This window comes from Streptomyces sp. NPDC017676 (assembly GCF_044329325.1).
GTDB lineage: Bacteria > Actinomycetota > Actinomycetes > Streptomycetales > Streptomycetaceae > Streptomyces.
Genome location: NZ_JBIRJA010000034.1, coordinates 31,551 through 49,494, shown reverse-complemented (window position 1 = coordinate 49,494; position 17,944 = coordinate 31,551). Strand labels below are relative to the sequence as shown.

The 17,944-nt window shown below is 71.6% G+C and carries 17 protein-coding genes and 1 pseudogene; 12 read left to right on the top strand and 6 right to left on the bottom strand.

Features of this window, described 5'->3' with window-relative positions:
- From ACH4LD_RS41385 to ACH4LD_RS41375, 3 genes and pseudogenes are all read left to right on the top strand, one after another.
- Nucleotides 1-989 (top strand): annotated as a pseudogene (locus ACH4LD_RS41385) (RICIN domain-containing protein); the annotation flags it as partial.
- Nucleotides 990-1,233: 244 nt separating this feature from the next.
- The gene (locus ACH4LD_RS41380; protein WP_398059302.1) at nucleotides 1,234-1,593 is read left to right on the top strand and encodes a DUF6204 family protein; all 360 of its coding nucleotides are present in this window, start codon (nucleotides 1,234-1,236) and stop codon (nucleotides 1,591-1,593) included.
- A 104-nt stretch (nucleotides 1,594-1,697) separates the two neighbouring features.
- Nucleotides 1,698-2,141 (top strand): MarR family winged helix-turn-helix transcriptional regulator, encoded by a 444-nt coding sequence (locus ACH4LD_RS41375; RefSeq protein ID WP_398059303.1) that lies wholly within the window; start codon nucleotides 1,698-1,700, stop codon nucleotides 2,139-2,141.
- A gap of 182 nt (nucleotides 2,142-2,323) precedes the next feature.
- Here the strand turns inward: ACH4LD_RS41375 and ACH4LD_RS41370 are convergent, their stop codons facing one another.
- Nucleotides 2,324-2,755, bottom strand: a complete 432-nt coding sequence (locus tag ACH4LD_RS41370) for a MazG nucleotide pyrophosphohydrolase domain-containing protein (protein ID WP_132792552.1) — start codon at nucleotides 2,753-2,755, stop codon at nucleotides 2,324-2,326.
- Between the two features lie 128 nt (nucleotides 2,756-2,883).
- Here ACH4LD_RS41370 and ACH4LD_RS41365 point away from each other — a divergent pair, with 128 nt between their 5' ends.
- The gene (locus ACH4LD_RS41365; protein ID WP_398059305.1) at nucleotides 2,884-3,882 is read left to right on the top strand and encodes a TAXI family TRAP transporter solute-binding subunit; all 999 of its coding nucleotides are present in this window, start codon (nucleotides 2,884-2,886) and stop codon (nucleotides 3,880-3,882) included.
- Nucleotides 3,883-3,916: 34 nt separating this feature from the next.
- On the opposite strand, the gene ACH4LD_RS41360 is transcribed toward ACH4LD_RS41365, so the two are convergent.
- On the bottom strand, nucleotides 3,917-5,347 hold the full coding sequence (locus ACH4LD_RS41360) for a sensor histidine kinase (RefSeq protein WP_398059306.1): 1,431 nt from the start codon (nucleotides 5,345-5,347) through the stop codon (nucleotides 3,917-3,919).
- Between the two features lie 9 nt (nucleotides 5,348-5,356).
- Entirely contained in the window at nucleotides 5,357-6,043 is a 687-nt protein-coding gene (locus tag ACH4LD_RS41355) for a response regulator transcription factor (protein WP_398059354.1), read from the bottom strand.
- A gap of 290 nt (nucleotides 6,044-6,333) precedes the next feature.
- Between ACH4LD_RS41355 and ACH4LD_RS41350 the strand changes: the two genes are divergently transcribed.
- From ACH4LD_RS41350 to ACH4LD_RS41315, 8 genes are all read left to right on the top strand, one after another.
- Nucleotides 6,334-7,110: an amino acid ABC transporter ATP-binding protein gene (locus ACH4LD_RS41350; RefSeq protein WP_398059308.1), complete on the top strand. Its 777-nt coding sequence runs from the start codon at nucleotides 6,334-6,336 to the stop codon at nucleotides 7,108-7,110.
- 136 nt (nucleotides 7,111-7,246) lie between these two features.
- Nucleotides 7,247-8,086, top strand: a complete 840-nt coding sequence (locus ACH4LD_RS41345; RefSeq protein WP_132792540.1) for a glutamate ABC transporter substrate-binding protein — start codon at nucleotides 7,247-7,249, stop codon at nucleotides 8,084-8,086.
- Nucleotides 8,087-8,161: 75 nt separating this feature from the next.
- A complete protein-coding gene (locus ACH4LD_RS41340; RefSeq protein ID WP_398059310.1) occupies nucleotides 8,162-8,827 on the top strand; it encodes an amino acid ABC transporter permease in 666 nt (221 codons plus the stop codon).
- The gene (locus ACH4LD_RS41335) at nucleotides 8,824-9,717 is read left to right on the top strand and encodes an amino acid ABC transporter permease (protein WP_132792534.1); all 894 of its coding nucleotides are present in this window, start codon (nucleotides 8,824-8,826) and stop codon (nucleotides 9,715-9,717) included. Before ACH4LD_RS41340 ends, ACH4LD_RS41335 begins: the two co-directional genes overlap by 4 nt.
- Nucleotides 9,718-9,894: 177 nt before the next feature.
- Nucleotides 9,895-11,553, top strand: coding sequence for an FAD-dependent monooxygenase (locus tag ACH4LD_RS41330; protein ID WP_398059312.1), 1,659 nt, complete (start codon nucleotides 9,895-9,897; stop codon nucleotides 11,551-11,553).
- 199 nt (nucleotides 11,554-11,752) lie between these two features.
- On the top strand, nucleotides 11,753-11,800 hold the full coding sequence (locus tag ACH4LD_RS41325) for a hypothetical protein (RefSeq protein ID WP_309506048.1): 48 nt from the start codon (nucleotides 11,753-11,755) through the stop codon (nucleotides 11,798-11,800).
- Nucleotides 11,801-11,869: 69 nt separating this feature from the next.
- Entirely contained in the window at nucleotides 11,870-12,421 is a 552-nt protein-coding gene (locus ACH4LD_RS41320; protein ID WP_398059314.1) for a cysteine dioxygenase, read from the top strand.
- Nucleotides 12,418-12,858: a rhodanese-like domain-containing protein gene (locus tag ACH4LD_RS41315; RefSeq protein ID WP_398059316.1), complete on the top strand. Its 441-nt coding sequence runs from the start codon at nucleotides 12,418-12,420 to the stop codon at nucleotides 12,856-12,858. Before ACH4LD_RS41320 ends, ACH4LD_RS41315 begins: the two co-directional genes overlap by 4 nt.
- Before the next feature lie 104 nt (nucleotides 12,859-12,962).
- On the opposite strand, the gene ACH4LD_RS41310 is transcribed toward ACH4LD_RS41315, so the two are convergent.
- From ACH4LD_RS41310 to recA, 3 genes are all read right to left on the bottom strand, one after another.
- Nucleotides 12,963-15,491, bottom strand: coding sequence for an FtsX-like permease family protein (locus ACH4LD_RS41310; RefSeq protein WP_398059318.1), 2,529 nt, complete (start codon nucleotides 15,489-15,491; stop codon nucleotides 12,963-12,965).
- A gap of 254 nt (nucleotides 15,492-15,745) precedes the next feature.
- Nucleotides 15,746-16,657: a recombination regulator RecX gene (recX, locus tag ACH4LD_RS41305; RefSeq protein ID WP_398059320.1), complete on the bottom strand. Its 912-nt coding sequence runs from the start codon at nucleotides 16,655-16,657 to the stop codon at nucleotides 15,746-15,748.
- A 3-nt stretch (nucleotides 16,658-16,660) separates the two neighbouring features.
- The gene (gene recA / locus ACH4LD_RS41300) at nucleotides 16,661-17,791 is read right to left on the bottom strand and encodes a recombinase RecA (RefSeq protein WP_132792516.1); all 1,131 of its coding nucleotides are present in this window, start codon (nucleotides 17,789-17,791) and stop codon (nucleotides 16,661-16,663) included.
- Nucleotides 17,792-17,944 lie beyond the last annotated feature (153 nt).

The following is a 17,944-nucleotide window of genomic DNA, read 5'->3' as shown; positions in this document are numbered from 1 at the left end:
AAGTGCCTGGACGTCACCGACAACAACTCCGCCAACGGCACCCGGACACAGATCTGGAGCTGCACCGGCGCCGCCAACCAGAAGTGGAACGCGCCCGCGGCCGGCGGCGGCACCCCCTCGGCACCGATGGCGGTGGCGCCGTACCTGTACAACGGCTGGGGCAGCCCGCCCGACCCGACCACCATCACGCAGGCCACGGGCGTCAAGTGGTTCACGCTCGCCTTCGTGCTGAGCAACGGCTACTGCAACCCGCAGTGGGACGGCAGCCGTCCGCTGACCGGCGGAGTGGACCAGCAGACGGTCAACACCGTGCGGGCGAACGGCGGTGACGTCATCCCCTCCTTCGGTGGCTACAGCGGCAACAAGCTGGAGAGTTCCTGCTCCAGCGCCGGCGAGCTCGCCGCCGCCTACCAGAAGGTCATCAACGCCTACGGTCTGAAGGCGATCGACATCGACCTGGAGCCGACGCCTACAGCAACGGCACCGTCCAGCAGCGCACGGTCGACGCGCTGAAGACCGTGAAGGCCAACAACCCCGGTCTGAAGGTGTACATCACCATCGGCACCGGGCAGAGCGGCCCCGACACCAGCCTCATCAACCGTGCCGCCGCCTCCGGGCTGACCGCCGACGCCTGGGCCATCATGCCGTTCGACTTCGGCGGCGCCGGCCAGAACATGGGCAACCTGACGGTGCAGGCGGCCGAGGGCCTGAAGAACGCCCTGAAGAACGCCTACCACTACAGCGACGACCAGGCCTACCGGGACATGGGCATCTCGTCCATGAACGGCATCACCGACCAGAACGAGACCGTCACGGTGGCCGACTTCCGCACCATCCTCGGCTACGCCCAGCAGCACCACCTGGCCCGGCTGACCTTCTGGTCCGCCAACCGGGACCGTCCCTGCACCGGCGGGCCCGCCGACAGCTGCTCCGGCGTCGGCCAGTCCGCCTGGGACTACACGCGGGTCTTCGCCGGCTACACCGGCTGACCGGCCCGGCCCCGGGACCGACGGCGCACACCGCCAGGACGGCCCGGGGCTCCCGCGGTGACCTCACGGGAGGCGATCGGCGCGCTCGACGCGCTCGACGCGCTCGACGTCTCCCGTTCCCGGACTTCCCGGCTTGGCGCCGCGCGACCGGTCGGGCATCCGGCGTCGGAGCCTTGACGTACGGCGCCGCACGGACCGGGAAACCCGGTGGAGGAGTCACCCGGACTGTGCCTAAGGTCGCGGAATGAGTACACGAACCTTCCGGATCACCGTCCGCGGTGCCTTCGACGCCCTCACCGACGCCCAGCGCGCCGCCCTGCTGGCCGACGCCGCCGAACACGACGTCCTGCGCGCCGCCTTCACCCCCGAGGGCACCCTCACCTACGACATCGCCGCCCGGCCCGCCTTCGTCTTCCGCTTCTCCGCGACGGGAGAGAAGGAGGAGGACGTTCTGGAGGCGACGGAACGGGCCGAGGAGTCGGCGAAGTCCTGGCTGACAGCGCGCGGCTACGGCTTCAAGCACCTGCGGACGACCGCCGAGGACCTCTCCCAGACCCCCCTGGGCAAGCGACAGCGCCGCGCCGCCCGTACGACCGGTCTCTGACGTCTGCCATGAACTTGAGTACTCAAAGAAAAGGCAAGTATGCGGAGGCAAGGGATGTCGAGGCAAGGGATGCGGAGGCAAGGGATGCGAGAGGAGCTGGGGCCGTGAGTGAGGGCCTGGACGCGGTGCTGCGCCTGGTGCGGGCCCAGTCGGCGCTCGTACGGCGCTTCGACGCCCGGCTCGGCGGCCTGCACGGCGTCAGCCTGGCAGACTTCACCCTGCTGCTGCGGCTGGGGCAGGCGCCCGGCGGCCGGATGCGCCGGGTGGACCTCGCCGAGGCGCTGGGGCTGACCGCCTCGGGCGTGACGCGCGGGCTCGCTCCGCTGGAGCGGATCGGGCTGGTGACCCGGGAGGCCGACGCCCGGGACGCGCGTGTGGCGTACGCGGCGCTGACCGGGACGGGCCGGCGCCGGCTGACGGAGATGCGGGCCACGGCGGAGGAGACCGCCACCGAGGTCTTCGCCGGCCCGGCGTGGTCCACGGCGGACATCGCCCGCCTCGCGGACCTGCTGACCCGTCTCGGCGGCACGGGCCTGACGGGGCGCTGAGCGGGCGCCGCCCCGCTGCCTCAACTCCCATCGGTACGGCTCACATCGAGGGGTAGCCGGTCGCGCGCCGGCTGCGCACGGGGCTGTCTGCCCCTGGCCGCCCCCGACTTGCCGACCGGTCCGCGGCCCACCGCCGCGCGGGACGGTCCGGCACCCTGCGCCTCCGGCTCTCGGGCACCACGTCAGGCCGCGCCGCCCGGTATCCAGCCCTGGCGGCGCAGTACGGCCGCCACGTCCGGCGCCCGGTAGTGCTCCCCCTTGAGCACCTTGCCGTCGGCCCGGCGGGCGACCGTCCCGTCCGGGCCTCTCTTGCTCATGTTGGCGCGGTGGATCTCGGCGATCACCTCGTCGAGATCGATGCCGTGCACCAGGGCCGTGCCGTAGGCCACGTACACCACGTCGGCCAGCTCGTGCGCGAGCCGGTCCAGCGGCCCCTCCACCGCGACCTCGGCCACCTCCGCGGCCTCCTCGGCGAGCAGTTCACCGCGGTGAGCGGCCAGCCGCGGGTCCACCTCCGTCGGCGTGCTGCGGGCGTCGAGACCGAAGGCGTGGTGGAACTCACGGACGAGGCGGGCGGGCGACGTGCTCGTGCGGTCGGCGGGCGAAGTGGTCATACGGCGACTCTAACGGCGGCCACTGACAACGCCCCTCGGCCCGCGCGGACCCCCGCGGCGTCCGCTCCCGGCCTCCGGAGTGCCCCCGGCCCTGGTCAGTGCCGCGCGTCGCCTGGCAGGATCGCGGCATGTCCAAGGTGTTCCCCCGGCTCGGCAGGCGCCGGGCGTTGCAGGGCGCGGCCGTCGGTGCCGTCGCCCTCGCGCTGCTGCTGTGGTGGCTGCTGCCCCTGGGAGAGAGGCCGCCGAGCGGGACGATCGTGTTCAGCACCGGTACCTCCCGCGGGGTCTACCAGGAGTACGGCGAGCGGCTGCGTACCGAGCTGGGCAGGGACATGCCGGGCCTGAAGGTGAAGCTGCTGAGCAGCGCCGGCTCCCAGGAGAACGTGCAGCGGGTGGCGACCGGGCGCGCCGACTTCACCATCGCGGCGGCCGACGCGGTGGCGACGTACAAGCTGCGGCACGGCAGCGGCGCCGGGCGGCTGCGCGGTGTGGCCCGGCTCTACGACGACTACGTGCACCTCATCGTCCCCCGCGACTCGAACGTCCGCAGCATCGCTGACCTGCGGCACAAGCGGGTGGCGACCGGACTGCCCGATTCCGGGGTGCGGCTGATAGCCGACCGGGTGCTGCGGGCCGCGGGTATCGACCCGCGCAAGGACATCAAGCCGGTCGCGGACGGCATCGACACCGGGCCCGCGCGGCTGCGGGACGGGAAGATCGACGCCTTCTTCTGGTCCGGCGGCCTGCCGACGAAGGGGCTGGTCGCGCTGGCGCAGCAGGGCGGGTTCCGGTTCCTGCCGATCGATGACGCCCTCGTCGCCCGGCTGCACGGCCAGGGCGAGGGCGCGCGCTACTACCGGACCACCAACATCCCGGAGTCGGCCTACCCCAACGTGCAGCAGGGGGTGCAGGTTCCGACGATCGCCGTGTCCAACGTGCTGATGACCCGCGCGGACGTGGACCCCCGGCTGACCGAGTGGGTGACCCGTACGGTGATCAAGAGCCGGGACGGCATCGGCGCCCACGTCCACTCCGCCCAGCTCGTCGATCTGCGCACCGCCATCTACACCGACCCACTGCCTCTGCAGGCGGGTGCCCGGCGGTACTACCGGTCGGTCAAGCCGTAGGGATTCCGCAGCCGCCGCCGGTCTTGGCGGGAGCCTAGGCGGAAGCGTCCGCCGTGCCCACGCCGGTCTCCGCGTGCCGGGGCACCCGGACCGTCACCCGCAGCCCCCGCGGCTCGTGGTGGGCGTAGTCGATCGAGCCGCCGCCCGCCCCGAGCAGCGCACGGGTGATGGACAGGCCGAGGCCCGAGCCCTTCACGTTCTGGTGCCGGCCGCTGCGCCAGAAACGGTCGCCCACGCGCGCGAGTTCCTCGTCGGTGAGGCCGGGGCCGGTGTCCGTGACGACGACGGTGGTGGTGTCGCCGTCGGCGGCCACGGTGACCTCGACCGTGCCCCCTTCGGGGGTGAACTTCACGGCGTTGTCGATCACCGCGTCCAGGGCGCTGGACAGGGCGATGGGGTCGGCCCAGCCGGTGGTGGGCGGGCAGTCGCCGGTCAGCCGGACGCCCTTGGTGCGGGCGGCCGGCGCCCAGGCGGCCACCCTTTCCCCGGCCAGCGCGCCGATGTCGGTCAGCACGAGGTCGGCCTCGGCGTGCTCGGCCAGCGCCAGGTCGAGCAGGTCGTCGAGGACCTGTGCGAGACGCTTGCCCTCGGTGCGGACCGAGGCGATCTCCTCGTTTCCCTCCGGCAGTTCCAGGGCGAGCAGTTCGATGCGCAGCAGCAGCGCCGCGAGCGGGTTGCGCAGCTGGTGCGAGGCGTCGGCGACGAAGGCGCGCTGCTGCTCCAGCACCGCCTCGACGTTGTCCGCCATCTCGTTGAACGAGCGGGCCAGCCGTCTGAGTTCCGGCGGTCCGCCGGCGACCGCGACCCGGGACTTCAGGCGCCCGGTGGCGATGTCGTGGGTGGTGGCGTCCAGGATGCGCACCGGCCTGAGCACCCAGCCGGTCAGCCTGAGCGCGGCGCCGACGGCGAGCAGCATGGCCGCGATCTCGCCGGCCCCGATGAACAGCCAGCCGCGCAGGATCCGCGAACGAAGCTGCCCGGTGGGCGAGTAGGTGACCACGACCGCGACGACGTCCCCGTCCCGTATCACCGGCGAGGCGACGACGAGCCAACCGTGCTGCCAGGGCCACACCTGCCGCGGGTCATGGCTGCGCCTGCTGAGCAGCGCCTCGTCGAACGCCCTGCGCACCTCCCCCGTCCGCGGTACGAACCAGTCGCCGGGCGCGTTGGCCATGGCGGAGCCGTTGCGGTAGAAGACACCGGCGCGGATGCCGTAGACGCCGTAGTAGCTCTCCAGTTCGCTGCGCAGGGTCTCACCGCGCTCGTCCGTGGCGGTGCGGTGGGGTCCGCTGGGCCCGTCGGTGACGAACTGCGCGAGCGCCGCGAAGCGTGCCGTGTCGTCTATCCGGTCGACGACGACCCGCTGCTGCTGCGCGGCGGCCACGCTGCCGGCGAGCGGGATGCCGAGCGCGAGCAGGACGGCCGCCAGCAGGACGATGAGCAGCGGGAGGAGGCGTGTGCGCACCCGTCCCCGCTAGGCGGCCGGGGCGACGAGCCGGTAGCCGACGCCGCGTACGGTCTCGATCAGCGCGGGCATCCGCAGCTTGGCGCGCAGGGAGGCGACGTGCACCTCCAGGGTGCGGCCGGTTCCCTCCCAGCTGGTGCGCCAGACCTCGCTGATGATCTGTTCGCGCCGGAAGACCACGCCGGGCCGCTGGGCGAGCAGGGCGAGCAGATCGAACTCCTTGCGGGTCAGTTGGACGACCGAACCGTCCACGCTGACCTGGCGGGTGGGCAGTTCGATCCGGACCGGGCCGAGGAGCAGGACGCTCTCGCCGCCGGTCGCCGGGTCCTCGTGGGCGGTACGCCGGCTGACGGCGTGGATCCGGGCGAGCAGTTCCCCGGTGTCGTACGGCTTCACGACGTAGTCGTCGGCGCCCAGGTTGAGTCCGTGGATGCGGGAGCGGACGTCGGAGCGCGCGGTGACCATGATGACCGGGGTACTGGTGCGCTTGCGGATCTTGCCGCAGACCTCGTAGCCGTCCTGGTCGGGCAGACCGAGGTCGAGCAGGACGACACCGAAGCCGTTGCCCTCGGGGACGAGCGCCTGGAGCGCTTCCTCGCCGCTGCGCGCGTGGGTGACCTGGAAGCCGTGCTTCGCGAGGACGGCCGACAGCGCCGCGGCGACGTGGTTGTCGTCCTCGACGAGGAGCAGTCTCATCCCGTCCCCCTCCGGTTCAGCGGTCGTACGGTCTTGGTTCGCGTCGGGCGTGTAGATCACGCGCGCGTGCACCATGGCAGTGACGCTGATGTACAAGGACGGCGTCAAGAGGCTTCGGGTTGCCCGTCGCTTCCGTTATCCGGCCGATACGCGCAGCGGCGACAAGTGCTACGACATGTGTCCGATTGCTATCGGATCGTGATGCTCAGATCTCCCTCAGATGTGATGACGCAGGTCACAGCCCCTCACTACTGTCCTCGGAAACCCGAGGAGGACGGAGCCTGAGAGCGATGACCAATGTATCGGTGGCCAAGGAAGATGTGGCCACGTCCGACGAACTGGTCGTCCTGAGGAGCGTCAACAAGCACTTCGGCGCGTTGCACGTGCTCCAGGACATAGACCTGACGATCGCCCGCGGCGAGGTCGTCGTGGTCATCGGGCCCTCCGGGTCCGGGAAGTCGACCCTGTGCCGCACCATCAACCGCCTGGAGACGATCGACTCGGGCACGATCACCATCGACGGCAAGCCTCTGCCGCACGAGGGCCGCGAGCTGGCCCGGCTGCGGGCGGACGTGGGCATGGTGTTCCAGTCGTTCAACCTCTTCGCGCACAAGACGGTGCTCCAGAACGTGATGCTGGGACAGGTCAAGGTCCGCAAGGCGGACAAGAAGCAGGCCGAGGAGAAGGCCCGGGCCCTGCTGGACCGGGTCGGCGTGGGCACGCAGGCCGACAAGTACCCCGCCCAGCTCTCCGGCGGCCAGCAGCAGCGGGTCGCGATCGCGCGGGCGCTGGCGATGGGCCCGAAGGTCATGCTGTTCGACGAGCCGACCTCCGCCCTCGACCCCGAGATGATCAACGAGGTCCTGGAGGTCATGCAGCAGCTCGCGCGCGAGGGCATGACGATGATCGTGGTCACCCACGAGATGGGCTTCGCGCGGTCGGCCGCGAACCGGGTGGTCTTCATGGCGGACGGCCGGATCGTCGAACAGGCCACGCCCGACCAGTTCTTCAGCAACCCGCGCAGCGACCGGGCCAAGGACTTCCTGTCCAAGATCCTGCACCACTGACGGCGTGGCCGGGCCGCCCGCACCGCCCGGCCGACGCTCCGCCCAGCCGCACCGGCCGACCGACCGCACGCCCGCCCGGGTCCGCGTCACCCCTGCCTCAGGGGCTCGTTCCTCACCACTCAGAAGGATGTTCACCATGAAGCTCCGCAAGGTCACCGCCGCCTCGGCCGTCCTCCTCGCGCTCTCCGTGACCGCCACCGCCTGCGGCGGCGACAAGAAGGACGACGCCGCCGGTTCCTCCGGCGGCGACAAGAAGATCACCATCGGCATCAAGTACGACCAGCCGGGCATCGGCCAGAAGACCCCGCAGGGTTACTCGGGCTTCGACGTCGACGTGGCCACCTATGTCGCCAAGAAGCTCGGTTACAACGCCGACCAGATCGAGTGGAAGGAGTCGAAGAGCGCCGACCGCGAGACCATGCTGAAGCGCGGTGACGTCGACTTCATCGCCGCCTCCTACTCGATCACCCCGGAGCGCCAGAAGCTGGTCGACTTCGCCGGACCGTACCTGCTGGCCCACCAGGACGTGCTGGTCCGCGCGGACGACAGCAGCATCAAGTCGCCGGCCGACCTGAACAACAAGAAGCTGTGTTCGGTCACCGGTTCCACCTCGGCGCAGAACGTCAAGGACAAGCTCGCCCCGAAGGCGCAGCTCCAGCAGTACCCGACGTACTCCGCGTGCCTGACCGGCCTGCAGAACAAGGTGATCGACGCCCTGACCACGGACGACTCGATCCTCGCCGGCTACGCCGCCCAGTCCCAGTTCAAGGGCAAGTTCAAGCTCGGCGGTCTGAAGATGACCAACGAGAACTACGGCATCGGCGTCAAGAAGGGCAGCGACCTCAAGGACAAGATCAACAAGGCGCTGGAGTCCATGGTCTCCGACGGTTCCTGGGACGCGGCCGTGAAGAAGAACTTCGGCCCGGCCGGCTACAAGAACGAGCCGGCCCCGAAGATCGGCGACATCAAGAGCTGAGGCAACGCCCGCTGGATGCGCCGTCCGTGAGGGCGGCGCATCCGGGCATCCCTACACGCGAAAGCGCGGGAGATCGTGTTCGACTTTCTTGACGGTTACGACGTACTGGGCGCCTTCTGGACGACCGTGCAGCTGACGCTGCTGTCCGCCGTGGGCTCCCTGGTCTGGGGCACTCTGCTGGCCGCCATGCGGGTGGGTCCGGTACCGCTGATGCGCGGTTTCGGCACCGCCTACGTGAACATCGTGCGGAACATCCCGCTCACGGTGATCATCCTGTTCTCCTCTCTCGGCCTCTACCAGACGCTGAACATCACCCTCGCCGCGAAGGACACCGACACGATCAACTTCCGGCTCGCCGTGCTGGGTCTGATCGTCTACACGTCGGCCTTCGTGTGCGAGGCGATCCGGTCCGGCATCAACACGGTGCCGGTCGGCCAGGCGGAGGCCGCGCGGGCCATCGGCCTGAGCTTCTCCCAGGTGCTGTTCCTGGTGGTGCTGCCGCAGGCCTTCCGGGCGGCCGTCGGCCCGCTCACCAACGTCCTGATCGCCTTGACGAAGAACACGACCGTGGCGGCCGCGATCGGCGTCGCCGAGGCGGCCCTGCTCATGAAGGACATGGTCGAGAAGGAGGCCCAGCTGCTGCTGATCTCCGCGATCATCGCCTTCGGATTCTGCTGCCTGACCCTGCCGACCGGTCTGATCCTCGGCTGGGTGGGCAAGAAGGTGGCGGTGAAGCGATGAGCTCGGTCCTCTACGACGCCCAGGGACCGCGCGCCAAACGGCGCAACATCCTCTACACGGCGCTCTTCGTCGTCGCGCTCGCGGCCGTCCTCTGGTGGGTGTACTCGTCCCTGGACGAGAAGCACCAGCTGGACTGGGCGCTGTGGAAGCCGTTCTTCAGCGGCTCCGAGGCGTACTCGACCTACATATGGCCCGGCCTGCAGAACACCCTGAAGGCGGCGGCCCTGTCGATGGTCATCGCGCTGCCGCTGGGTGCCGTCCTCGGCATCGCCCGGCTCTCGGACCACATATGGGTGCGGGTCCCGGCCACGGTCGTGGTCGAGTTCTTCCGGGCGATCCCCGTCCTGGTCCTGATGATCTTCGGCAACGAGCTGTACAGCCAGTACACCGACGTCAGTTCCGACGACCGCCCGCTGTACGCGGTCGTGACCGGCCTGGTGCTGTACAACGCGTCGGTGCTCGCCGAGATCGTCCGCGCGGGCATTCTCGCCCTGCCGAAGGGCCAGTCCGAGGCGGCCATGGCGATCGGCATGCGCAAGAACCAGGTGATGCGCCTCATCCTGCTGCCGCAGGCGGTCACCGCGATGCTCCCGGCGATCGTCAGCCAGCTCGTGGTCATCGTGAAGGACACCGCGCTCGGCGGCGCCGTGCTCACCTTCCCCGAACTGCTCGCCTCGGCGAACACCATGAGCGGCTACTACGGCGCCAACACCATCGCCTCCTTCACGGTGGTGGCCGTCATCTTCGTGATCATCAACTTCTCGCTGACCTCGTTCGCGAGCTGGCTGGAGGGCCGGCTGCGGCGCGGCAAGAAGTCGACCGGGGCGGTGCTCGGCGCCGACGAGACCGTGGACATCCCCGGCCACGCGGGTACGGGCACCGCGGCCTGACGCCGGATCAGACCCGAACGAGTCACCCGGGGGCAGTGGCATGATCGCCACTGCCTCCGGTCGCTTGACGCAAACTCTGCCAATGGGTTGCATACGTTGTGTGATCGTGCACCCCGCTTCACCTTCCTGTTCACTTGTCTCCGTCAAGGCATCGCCGCGAGCAGGGGGCGCCACACCGTGGACCCGGTGATCATCGTCGGAGCGGGGCCCGTCGGGCTCACGCTCGCCCTGGCGCTGGCGCGTCAGCAGGTGCCGTCCATCGTGCTGGACGAGGGGGTCGGCAAGGAGGAGCCCCGTCCGGCGCGCACCGTCGTCCTGCGCGAGGACACGGCCGCCCTGCTGGAACGGCTGACCGGGGTCGCGCTCGCGCAGCACGGCGTGCGCTGGGCCGGCTGGCGGTCCGTCAGGCGCAAGCAGGTGATGAGCGAGATCACCTTCGCCGGGACCGAACCCGCGCCGCTGCACATCGCGCAGCACGTGCTCACGGGCCTGCTGCGCGGGGCCATCGCCATGGAGCCCCTGGTGAAGACGGCGGTGGAGAGCCGCCTGGACGCGATCGAGCAGGAGCGTTTCGGCGTCACCGCGCGCACCCGCGGCCCGAAGGGCACCTGGTGGCGAGGCAGTTACCTGGTGGGCTGCGACGGTGCCCGCTCGACCGTGCGCAAGCTCCAGGACATCCGCTTCCCGGGCCGTACGGCGGTGGAGCGGCACGCGGTCGCCGCGCTGCGCACGGAACTTCCCTGGGAGGGTCGTGCGTTGCTCCATCGGATGCCGCCGTGGCGGTCGTCCGGGCCCTCGGCCGGGGAGGTGACCGCCCGCCCCCTCCCGGACGGCGTGTGGCGCCTGGACTGGCTGCTGCCGCCGGGCAAGGACCTGGTCACACCCGAGATCCTGCTGGCCCGGATCCATGAGACCCTCACGGGCTGGACGGCCGGCGCCACACCGGTGTACGAGCTGCTCGACACCGGCGTCCACACGGTGCACCACCGCCTCGCCCGCCGGTGGCGCGCCGGCCGGGTCTTCCTCGCCGGGGACGCGGCCCACCTGCTCGGCGCGCTCGGCACCCAGGGGCTCGACGAGGGCCTCAGGGACGCCGACAACCTCGCCTGGAAGCTGGCCGCGGCCTGGCACCACGGCCCGCACGAGGCTCTGCTGGACAGCTACCAGACCGAGCGGCGCGCGCTGGTCGCCGCCCGGCTGCGGGCCGCCGACCAGGCGCTGCCGGTCCTGCGCGGCGGGAGCGGGCTGCGCCACATCGTCCCCGGCTCGGCCCGCAACCACGACGCGCTGTTCACCGACGGTCATCTGGGCCGCGGCCCGCTGGGCGCGTCCGGCACGTACGCCGAGTCGCCGCTCGCCCCCCGGCGACCGGAAGGGGAGATCCCGGTCGGCACCCCGCCCGGCGCCCCCGTCACCGACGTCCGGGTCACGGCGGAGGACGGGTCCTTCGTCCAGCTGCACGACCGGCTCGGCCGCGGCGCGCTGCTCGTCGTGCTCATCGCGCCCGGTACGGGCGTCTGGGACCGCAAGCACTGGAGGTCCGCCGGGGTCATGCCCCGGCTCGCGGCGGCCGTGACCGCGCTGCCGCACCCCGCCGAACTCCTGGTGGCCGAGAGCTACCCGGGAGCGCCGGCACACAGCGTGCTGCTCGTCCGCCCCGACGGCCACCTGGTCACCGCGCTGAGCGGGGTCCGCCCGGCCGACCTGTACGCGGCGGCCGAGGCCACGGTGGGGGGCGCGGAACAGACGCGGGAGACGGAACAGACGGAGGAGGAGAGGGAGGGGGACGGGGAGAAGGATCACAAGGCGGCGGAGGCCGGCTCGGGCGCACGCTGACGGGGGCCGCTCGTACACCGGCCGCAGCCGCCGGTGACGGCTCGCGCGCCGACCGTGCTCCACAGAGGGCTCCCGTACGCGCCGGCCGCCCCCACGCACCCCTGTCCACAAGGTGACACCCGGTTGACCGCGGTGCGAGGGCAATGCTGTACTCCGGATCGTGACCGACACCTGTGTGCGCCTGTGGCGGAGGGTCCATATGGACCTCGTCCGCTATGCGGGCTGCGTGTGTCGCCCGTCCTGCTGAATTCGCATCCCTCCCCTTTCCGGGCGCCGTCGCGCGCCCGTTCCGCGAACGCTCCTCAGGACGGTGTACGTGTCTGTCCCCTCCCCCTCGCCTTCCCTGCCCGCGTCCGTCTCCCCCGCCGCCGGCCCGGCGCCCACCCAGGCGGACCTCCTGGACTTCGTCCGGCGTACGGCGGCCGACGCCGGGCTGATCGCCTCGCTACCCCTCGATCCGGAGGGCCGTACCTGGGTACGGCTGGAGGGTCCCGGCGGCAGCGAGGCCTGGCTGATCGGCTGGCCGCCCGGCACCGGCACCGGCTGGCACGACCACGCCGACTCGGTCGGCGCCTTCCTCACCGCCTCGGGCGAGCTCACCGAGAACTCCCTCGCCGCCCGGCTGCCCACCGACGGCTGGAAGACCCTGGAGCTCACCGAGGGCGTGGACCGCGTACGCCGGCTGCCCGCCGGACAGGGCCGCGCCTTCGGCCGCCACCATGTGCACGAGGTGTTCAACGAGTCCCGCGAGCGACACGCGATCTCCGTCCACGCCTACTACCCGCCGCTGCCCCGGATCCGCCGCTACAGTCGCACGGGCCAGGTGCTCCGCCTGGAGCAGGTCGAACGCCCGGAGGACTGGCAGTGAGCGGCACGATCGAGCAGCCGGGGACCAAGGGTGCGACGGCGGCACGGCCGCTCGGCATCGACGAGTTGCTGGAGCGAGTGCGAGCCGGCTACCGGCGCGTCGAGGCACAGGAGGCGCATGAGGCGGCGCAGTCCGGTGACGCGCTCCTGGTCGACATCCGGTACGCCGCCCTGCGCGACCGGGACGGGCTCATCCCCGGCGCCGTCGTGGTCGAGCGCAACGAACTGGAGTGGCGACTCGACCCCCAGGGCAGCCACCACCTCCCCGAGGCCACCGGACACGACCTGCGGATCGTGGTGATCTGCAACGAGGGCTACGCCTCCAGCCTCGCCGCCGCCTCCCTCCACCAGCTGGGCCTGCACCGGGCCACGGACCTGGTGGGCGGCTTCCAGGCATGGCGTGCGGCGGGCCTGCCGGTGAGCCCGGCGACGCCCTGACCGGCACAGGGCACCCGAATCGGTGTGGGGCGCCCGACCCGGCACCGGGCACCTGAAACAGCACTGGGTGCCCTGACCTGGACCCCGCACGCCCGAGCGGCCGGCTACTCCTTCGCCGTGGCCACGGTCACCGCCCGCACCCGGAGCGCCGCGCGCCCGGGTACGGCACTGGCGACGACTGCGAGGAGGCCGGCCACCGCGACGACGCCGACGTAGAGCAGCGGGGTGACCGTCGGGGCGGCCCGGCCCGTCATGCCGACGCTGAACGCGGTGAGCACAGCGAGGGCGATACCGGTGCCGACCGACGTGGCGAGGAACAGGACGGACAGCGCCTCGGTACGCAGCATGCGCAGCACCTGACGGCGGGTCGCGCCGGCGAGGCGGAGCAGTGCGAACTCCCGGACACGCTCGGCGACCGACATCGCGAGCGTGTTGACGACGGCGATGGCGGTGAAGGCCAGAACGAGCCCCATGGCCAGGTAGTTGACCTCGGCGTTCGTCTGCTGCCGAGCGACCTGGAGCGCGTCGGCGGCGGTCGGCGAAAGAATTCTCAGTCCCGGGAACTCACGGAGCGTAGTCGCGAGTTGTGTCTGTGTACGGGTCGTACGGACAAGGACGGAGGAGGCGAGCGGGTTGTCCACGTGGTGGGCCACGAGGTCGTGGGCGAGGGTGAGGTCGCCGAAGCCGAGACCCCGGGCGTAGACGGCGGCGACGGTCAGCGTGGCGGGCGTGCCGTCGCCGAGCGTGAGTTTCAGGGTGCTTCCCGGCTTCAGATGCTGCTGGTCGGCGGCCAGTTCGCTGACGGCTACGGTGCCGGGGCCGAGCCGGTCGAGGGAGCCGGCCGTCACCTCCGGGTCCCAGGTGCGGGTCAGACCCGCCGGGGTGACGCCCTGCGCGGGGTACTTGTCGAGGCCGACACGGACGGTCGTACGGACCACCTCGGTGACGGTGTCCTGCCGTGCGCGCAGCCGCTCGGCGGCCTGGCCGGGGACGCCCGGCCCCTGGGCGGCGACGACCCAGTCGGCCCGGACACCCTCACGGAGTTGGGTGCGGGCGGCGTTGCCGAGGGTGTCCTGGACGAACAGGACGGTGCAGGTCATGCCGACGAGCAGGGTGAGGGGGGTGACGACGGAGGCCAGGCGGGCGGCGTTGCCGCGCAGGTTGGCGGTGGCGAGCCTGCCACTGTGACCGGTGAGCCGGAGCGGGCCGGCGAGCAGCAGCGCCGCGGCTTTGACCAGGAGGGGACCGAGCAGGGCGACGGAGGCGGACAGGACGACGACGGCGAGGAAGGTCACGGGAGTCGAGGCGGGCTCGGTGCGCAGGGAGGTGAGGACGACGACGAGGACGACTCCGCCGGCGAGGAGCAGCAGCCCGGCGGCGATGCGGCCCCAGGTGGGCCGGGTGCGCTCGGTCCTGGCTTCGGCCAGGGCCTCGGCCGGGCGGATCCGGGCGATCCTGCGGGAGGCGATCCGGGCCGCCGCCCAGGCCCCGAGGAGGGTGGCGGCGAGAGCGGCGAGCGGTGGGAAGACACCGACGGTGTGGTCGAGCGTGTCGGGTACGGCGCCCAGGGCGACGAACCTGCCGTGCAGCCAGCCGCCGAGCGGCAGCCCGAGCAGTGCGCCGGCCGTGCCCGCCGCCGCGCCGACGATCAGTGCCTCCCGGCCGAGCAGCTTGCGGATCTGCCCGGACGTGGCGGCGACGGCCCGCAGCAGGGCGAGTTCGCGGTGGCGCTGCTGGACGGTGAGCGCGAAGGTGCCGACGACCACGAGCACCGCCACCAGCAGCGAGGTGCCGCCCATGGCCCCGCCCATGCTGACCAGCCGGGTACGGGCCGCAGCCGCGTCCAGGAACTCCACGGGCCCGCGGGCGTCCCCGGTGCTGACCTGGGCCGTGGTGCCGTGCAGTGCCCGCACCAAGGCCCGGCGCACCCGCTCGGGGTCCGCCCCCTTGGCGGGCAGTACACCGAACGCGGTGACCTGCCCGGGGTGCGCGGCCAGCCTGCGGGCCTCGCCGGCGGAGAAGAACAGGGACGTCTGGTGGCGTACGGCGGTGGCCGGGGTGGCGATACCGGTGATCCGGTAGGTGCGCGGGGCCTGGGTGGACTGCACGGTGAGCCGGTCGCCGGGCCGCAGCCGGGCCCGCGCGGCGAGGTCGCCGTCGAGGACGACGTCACCGGCGGCCCGAGGAGAACGGCCCGCTGTCAGCCGGTACGGGGTCAGCGCGGCGGAGTCCCAGGCATGGCCGTAGGCGGTACGGCCGCCGGTGCCGGCCGGGGTCAACGGCTGGGCGGGGAAGGTGAGTTCGGGGACGACCCGGGCCACGCCGGGGGTGTGGGCGAGGGTGCCGCGCAGGCGCTCGGGCAGCCAGGCGCGCTCGGCGACGGGCTTCGCCTTGTGCTTGACCTTGGTCTTGCCCTTCTTGTGCTTGACGGTGGTCCGGTGCACGTACTGATCGGCGGAGACCACGACGGGAGCGGCGGCGTAGCGCTCGGTACGGATGGTGCCGCGCAGGCCGGTGTCCAGGAGGGTGCCGCAAGCGGTGATCAGAGCGGCCGCGCACATCAGGGCGAGGAAGGCGCCGAGAAACCCCGCCTTGCGGGCGCGGACCGACTGCAGGGCATAACGCAGCATCATGGGGACGGGCTCTCTTCTGTTGTACGCATCGGCTGTGTCGTGCGCTGGGCGCGCGTACAGACTCGCCGGTGCGGGGGTTGGAGAGCACTGCGGTGGCCCGGCGTCTTGCGACGGGGGCCAACCCGACCGTTCACGGCGGGGGTTGTCCCCACCCCTGGGTGCCCGTCACCAGCCTCCCGCCTCTCGTCCTTCCTCTCTGAGAAGCAGCCAGAGTCCCCGTCCCGACGAGCAGTCGGAAGCCCCGTCCCGGGCCGTCAGAAGTCCCCTTCCCCGAGGAACTCCGTGTCCTCGCCCTCTTCCTCCAGGGCCTGGCGGACGACTCTGAGGGCCATGCCCTCGGGGTAGCCCTTGCGGGCGAGCATGCCAGCGAGCCGGCGAAGTCGCTTGTCCCGGTCGAGGCCACGGGTGGCCCGCAGTTTGCGGGCGACGAGTTCGCGGGCGGTCGCCTCCTCCTGCTCTGAGTCGAGCTGGGCGACCGCGTCCTCGATCAATGCCGAGTCGACCCCCTTGGTACGCAGTTCCCGGGCGAGCGCGCGCCGGGCGAGCCCCCGGCCATGGTGCCGGGACTCCACCCACGCGTCCGCGAAGGCGCCGTCGTCGATGAGCCCGACCTCCTCGAACCGCGACAGCACCTCCTCGGCCACGTCCTCGGGGATCTCCCGCTTGTGCAGGGCGTCCGCGAGCTGCTTGCGGGTGCGCGGGGTCCCGGTGAGCAGGCGCAGGCAGATCGCCCGGGCCCGCTCGACCGGGTCCCCTGAAGACTCCCCCCGCTCGTCCCTCGCCGAGGGAGGGCCGCCTTCGTCCCCATCGGGCCCGGACGCGTCGCCGAACCCGCGCCGCCGGCCACGCCCCCGGCGACCGCCGCGCGCTCCCCCGGACCGCCCGGACCCACGACCGCCGAGGGAACCACCCCCGTACGGCTCGCCGCCCTCGTCTCCCGGGTCCGCGGCACCGCCGTCACCGTCGTGGCCGCCGGCCCCGTGGTACGCGTCATGTCCGCCGTACGCGCCGAAGCCGTCGTCCCCGTGTCCACCGCCCCCGTGTCCTCCGCCCCAATGTCCGCCGTCACCGTCCGGGGCGGAGTCCGGGTGGCCACCGGTTCCCCTCCCCCGTGGGGCACCGGGGGTGGCGTACTCGTACTCGGCCCAGTCGGTTCGTCGTGTCACCGGTCAGCTCTTGGCTGCGGCGGCCTTGGGCTTGGTGGCCTTGGCGGCTGCCGGGGCGGGCACCGACTTGGCGGGGTCGTCGGCCGCCGCGGTGGCGACCGCCGCGTCGGCGCCCGGCTCGGCGGCGGGCTCCTCCGGCCGGACTCCCACGCCCAGCTTCTCCTTGATCTTCTTCTCGATCTCGTTGGCCAGGTCGGGGTTGTCCTTGAGGAAGTTGCGCGCGTTCTCCTTGCCCTGGCCGAGCTGGTCGCCCTCGTACGTGTACCAGGCGCCGGCCTTGCGCACGAAACCGTGCTCCACGCCCATGTCGATCAGACCGCCCTCGCGGCTGATGCCCTGGCCGTAGAGGATGTCGAACTCGGCCTGCTTGAAGGGCGGCGCGACCTTGTTCTTGACGACCTTGCAGCGCGTGCGGTTGCCGACCGCCTCCGTGCCGTCCTTCAGGGTCTCGATGCGGCGGATGTCGATACGCACCGAGGCGTAGAACTTCAGCGCCCGGCCACCGGTCGTGGTCTCCGGGGAGCCGAACATCACGCCGATCTTCTCGCGGAGCTGGTTGATGAAGATCGCGGTGGTCTTGGACTGGTTGAGCGCGCTGGTGATCTTCCGCAGTGCCTGGCTCATCAGGCGGGCCTGCAGACCCACGTGGCTGTCGCCCATCTCGCCCTCGATCTCCGCGCGCGGGACGAGCGCGGCGACGGAGTCGATGACGATGAGGTCCAGGGCACCGGAGCGGACCAGCATGTCCACGATCTCCAGGGCCTGCTCGCCGTTGTCCGGCTGGGACAGGATGAGGTTGTCGATGTCGACGCCGAGCTTGCGCGCGTACTCGGGGTCGAGGGCGTGCTCGGCGTCCACGAAGGCGACCTGGCCGCCGGCCTTCTGTGCGTTCGCCACGGCGTGCAGGGTCAGGGTCGTCTTACCGGAGGACTCCGGTCCGTAGATCTCCACGACACGGCCGCGCGGCAGGCCGCCGACGCCGAGGGCGACGTCGAGGGCGGTCGATCCGGTCGGGATGACCTCGATGGGCTCCTTCGACCGCTCGCCCATGCGCATGACCGCGCCCTTGCCGAATTGCCGTTCAATCTGCGCGAGCGCGGCGTCGAGCGCCTTCTCGCGGTCGGTTCCTGCCATGGGTTCCACCCGGTTTGCTTGAGTCGATCGCTTCACGTCAAAGACGCTAACGCCTGCCACTGACAATGCGCCCCGACGCAGGCCCAGCCTGTGGATAACCGAGGAACATCTACCCGCGAATCGGGACGAAATCCCCAACCGAAAGCTTCGCCT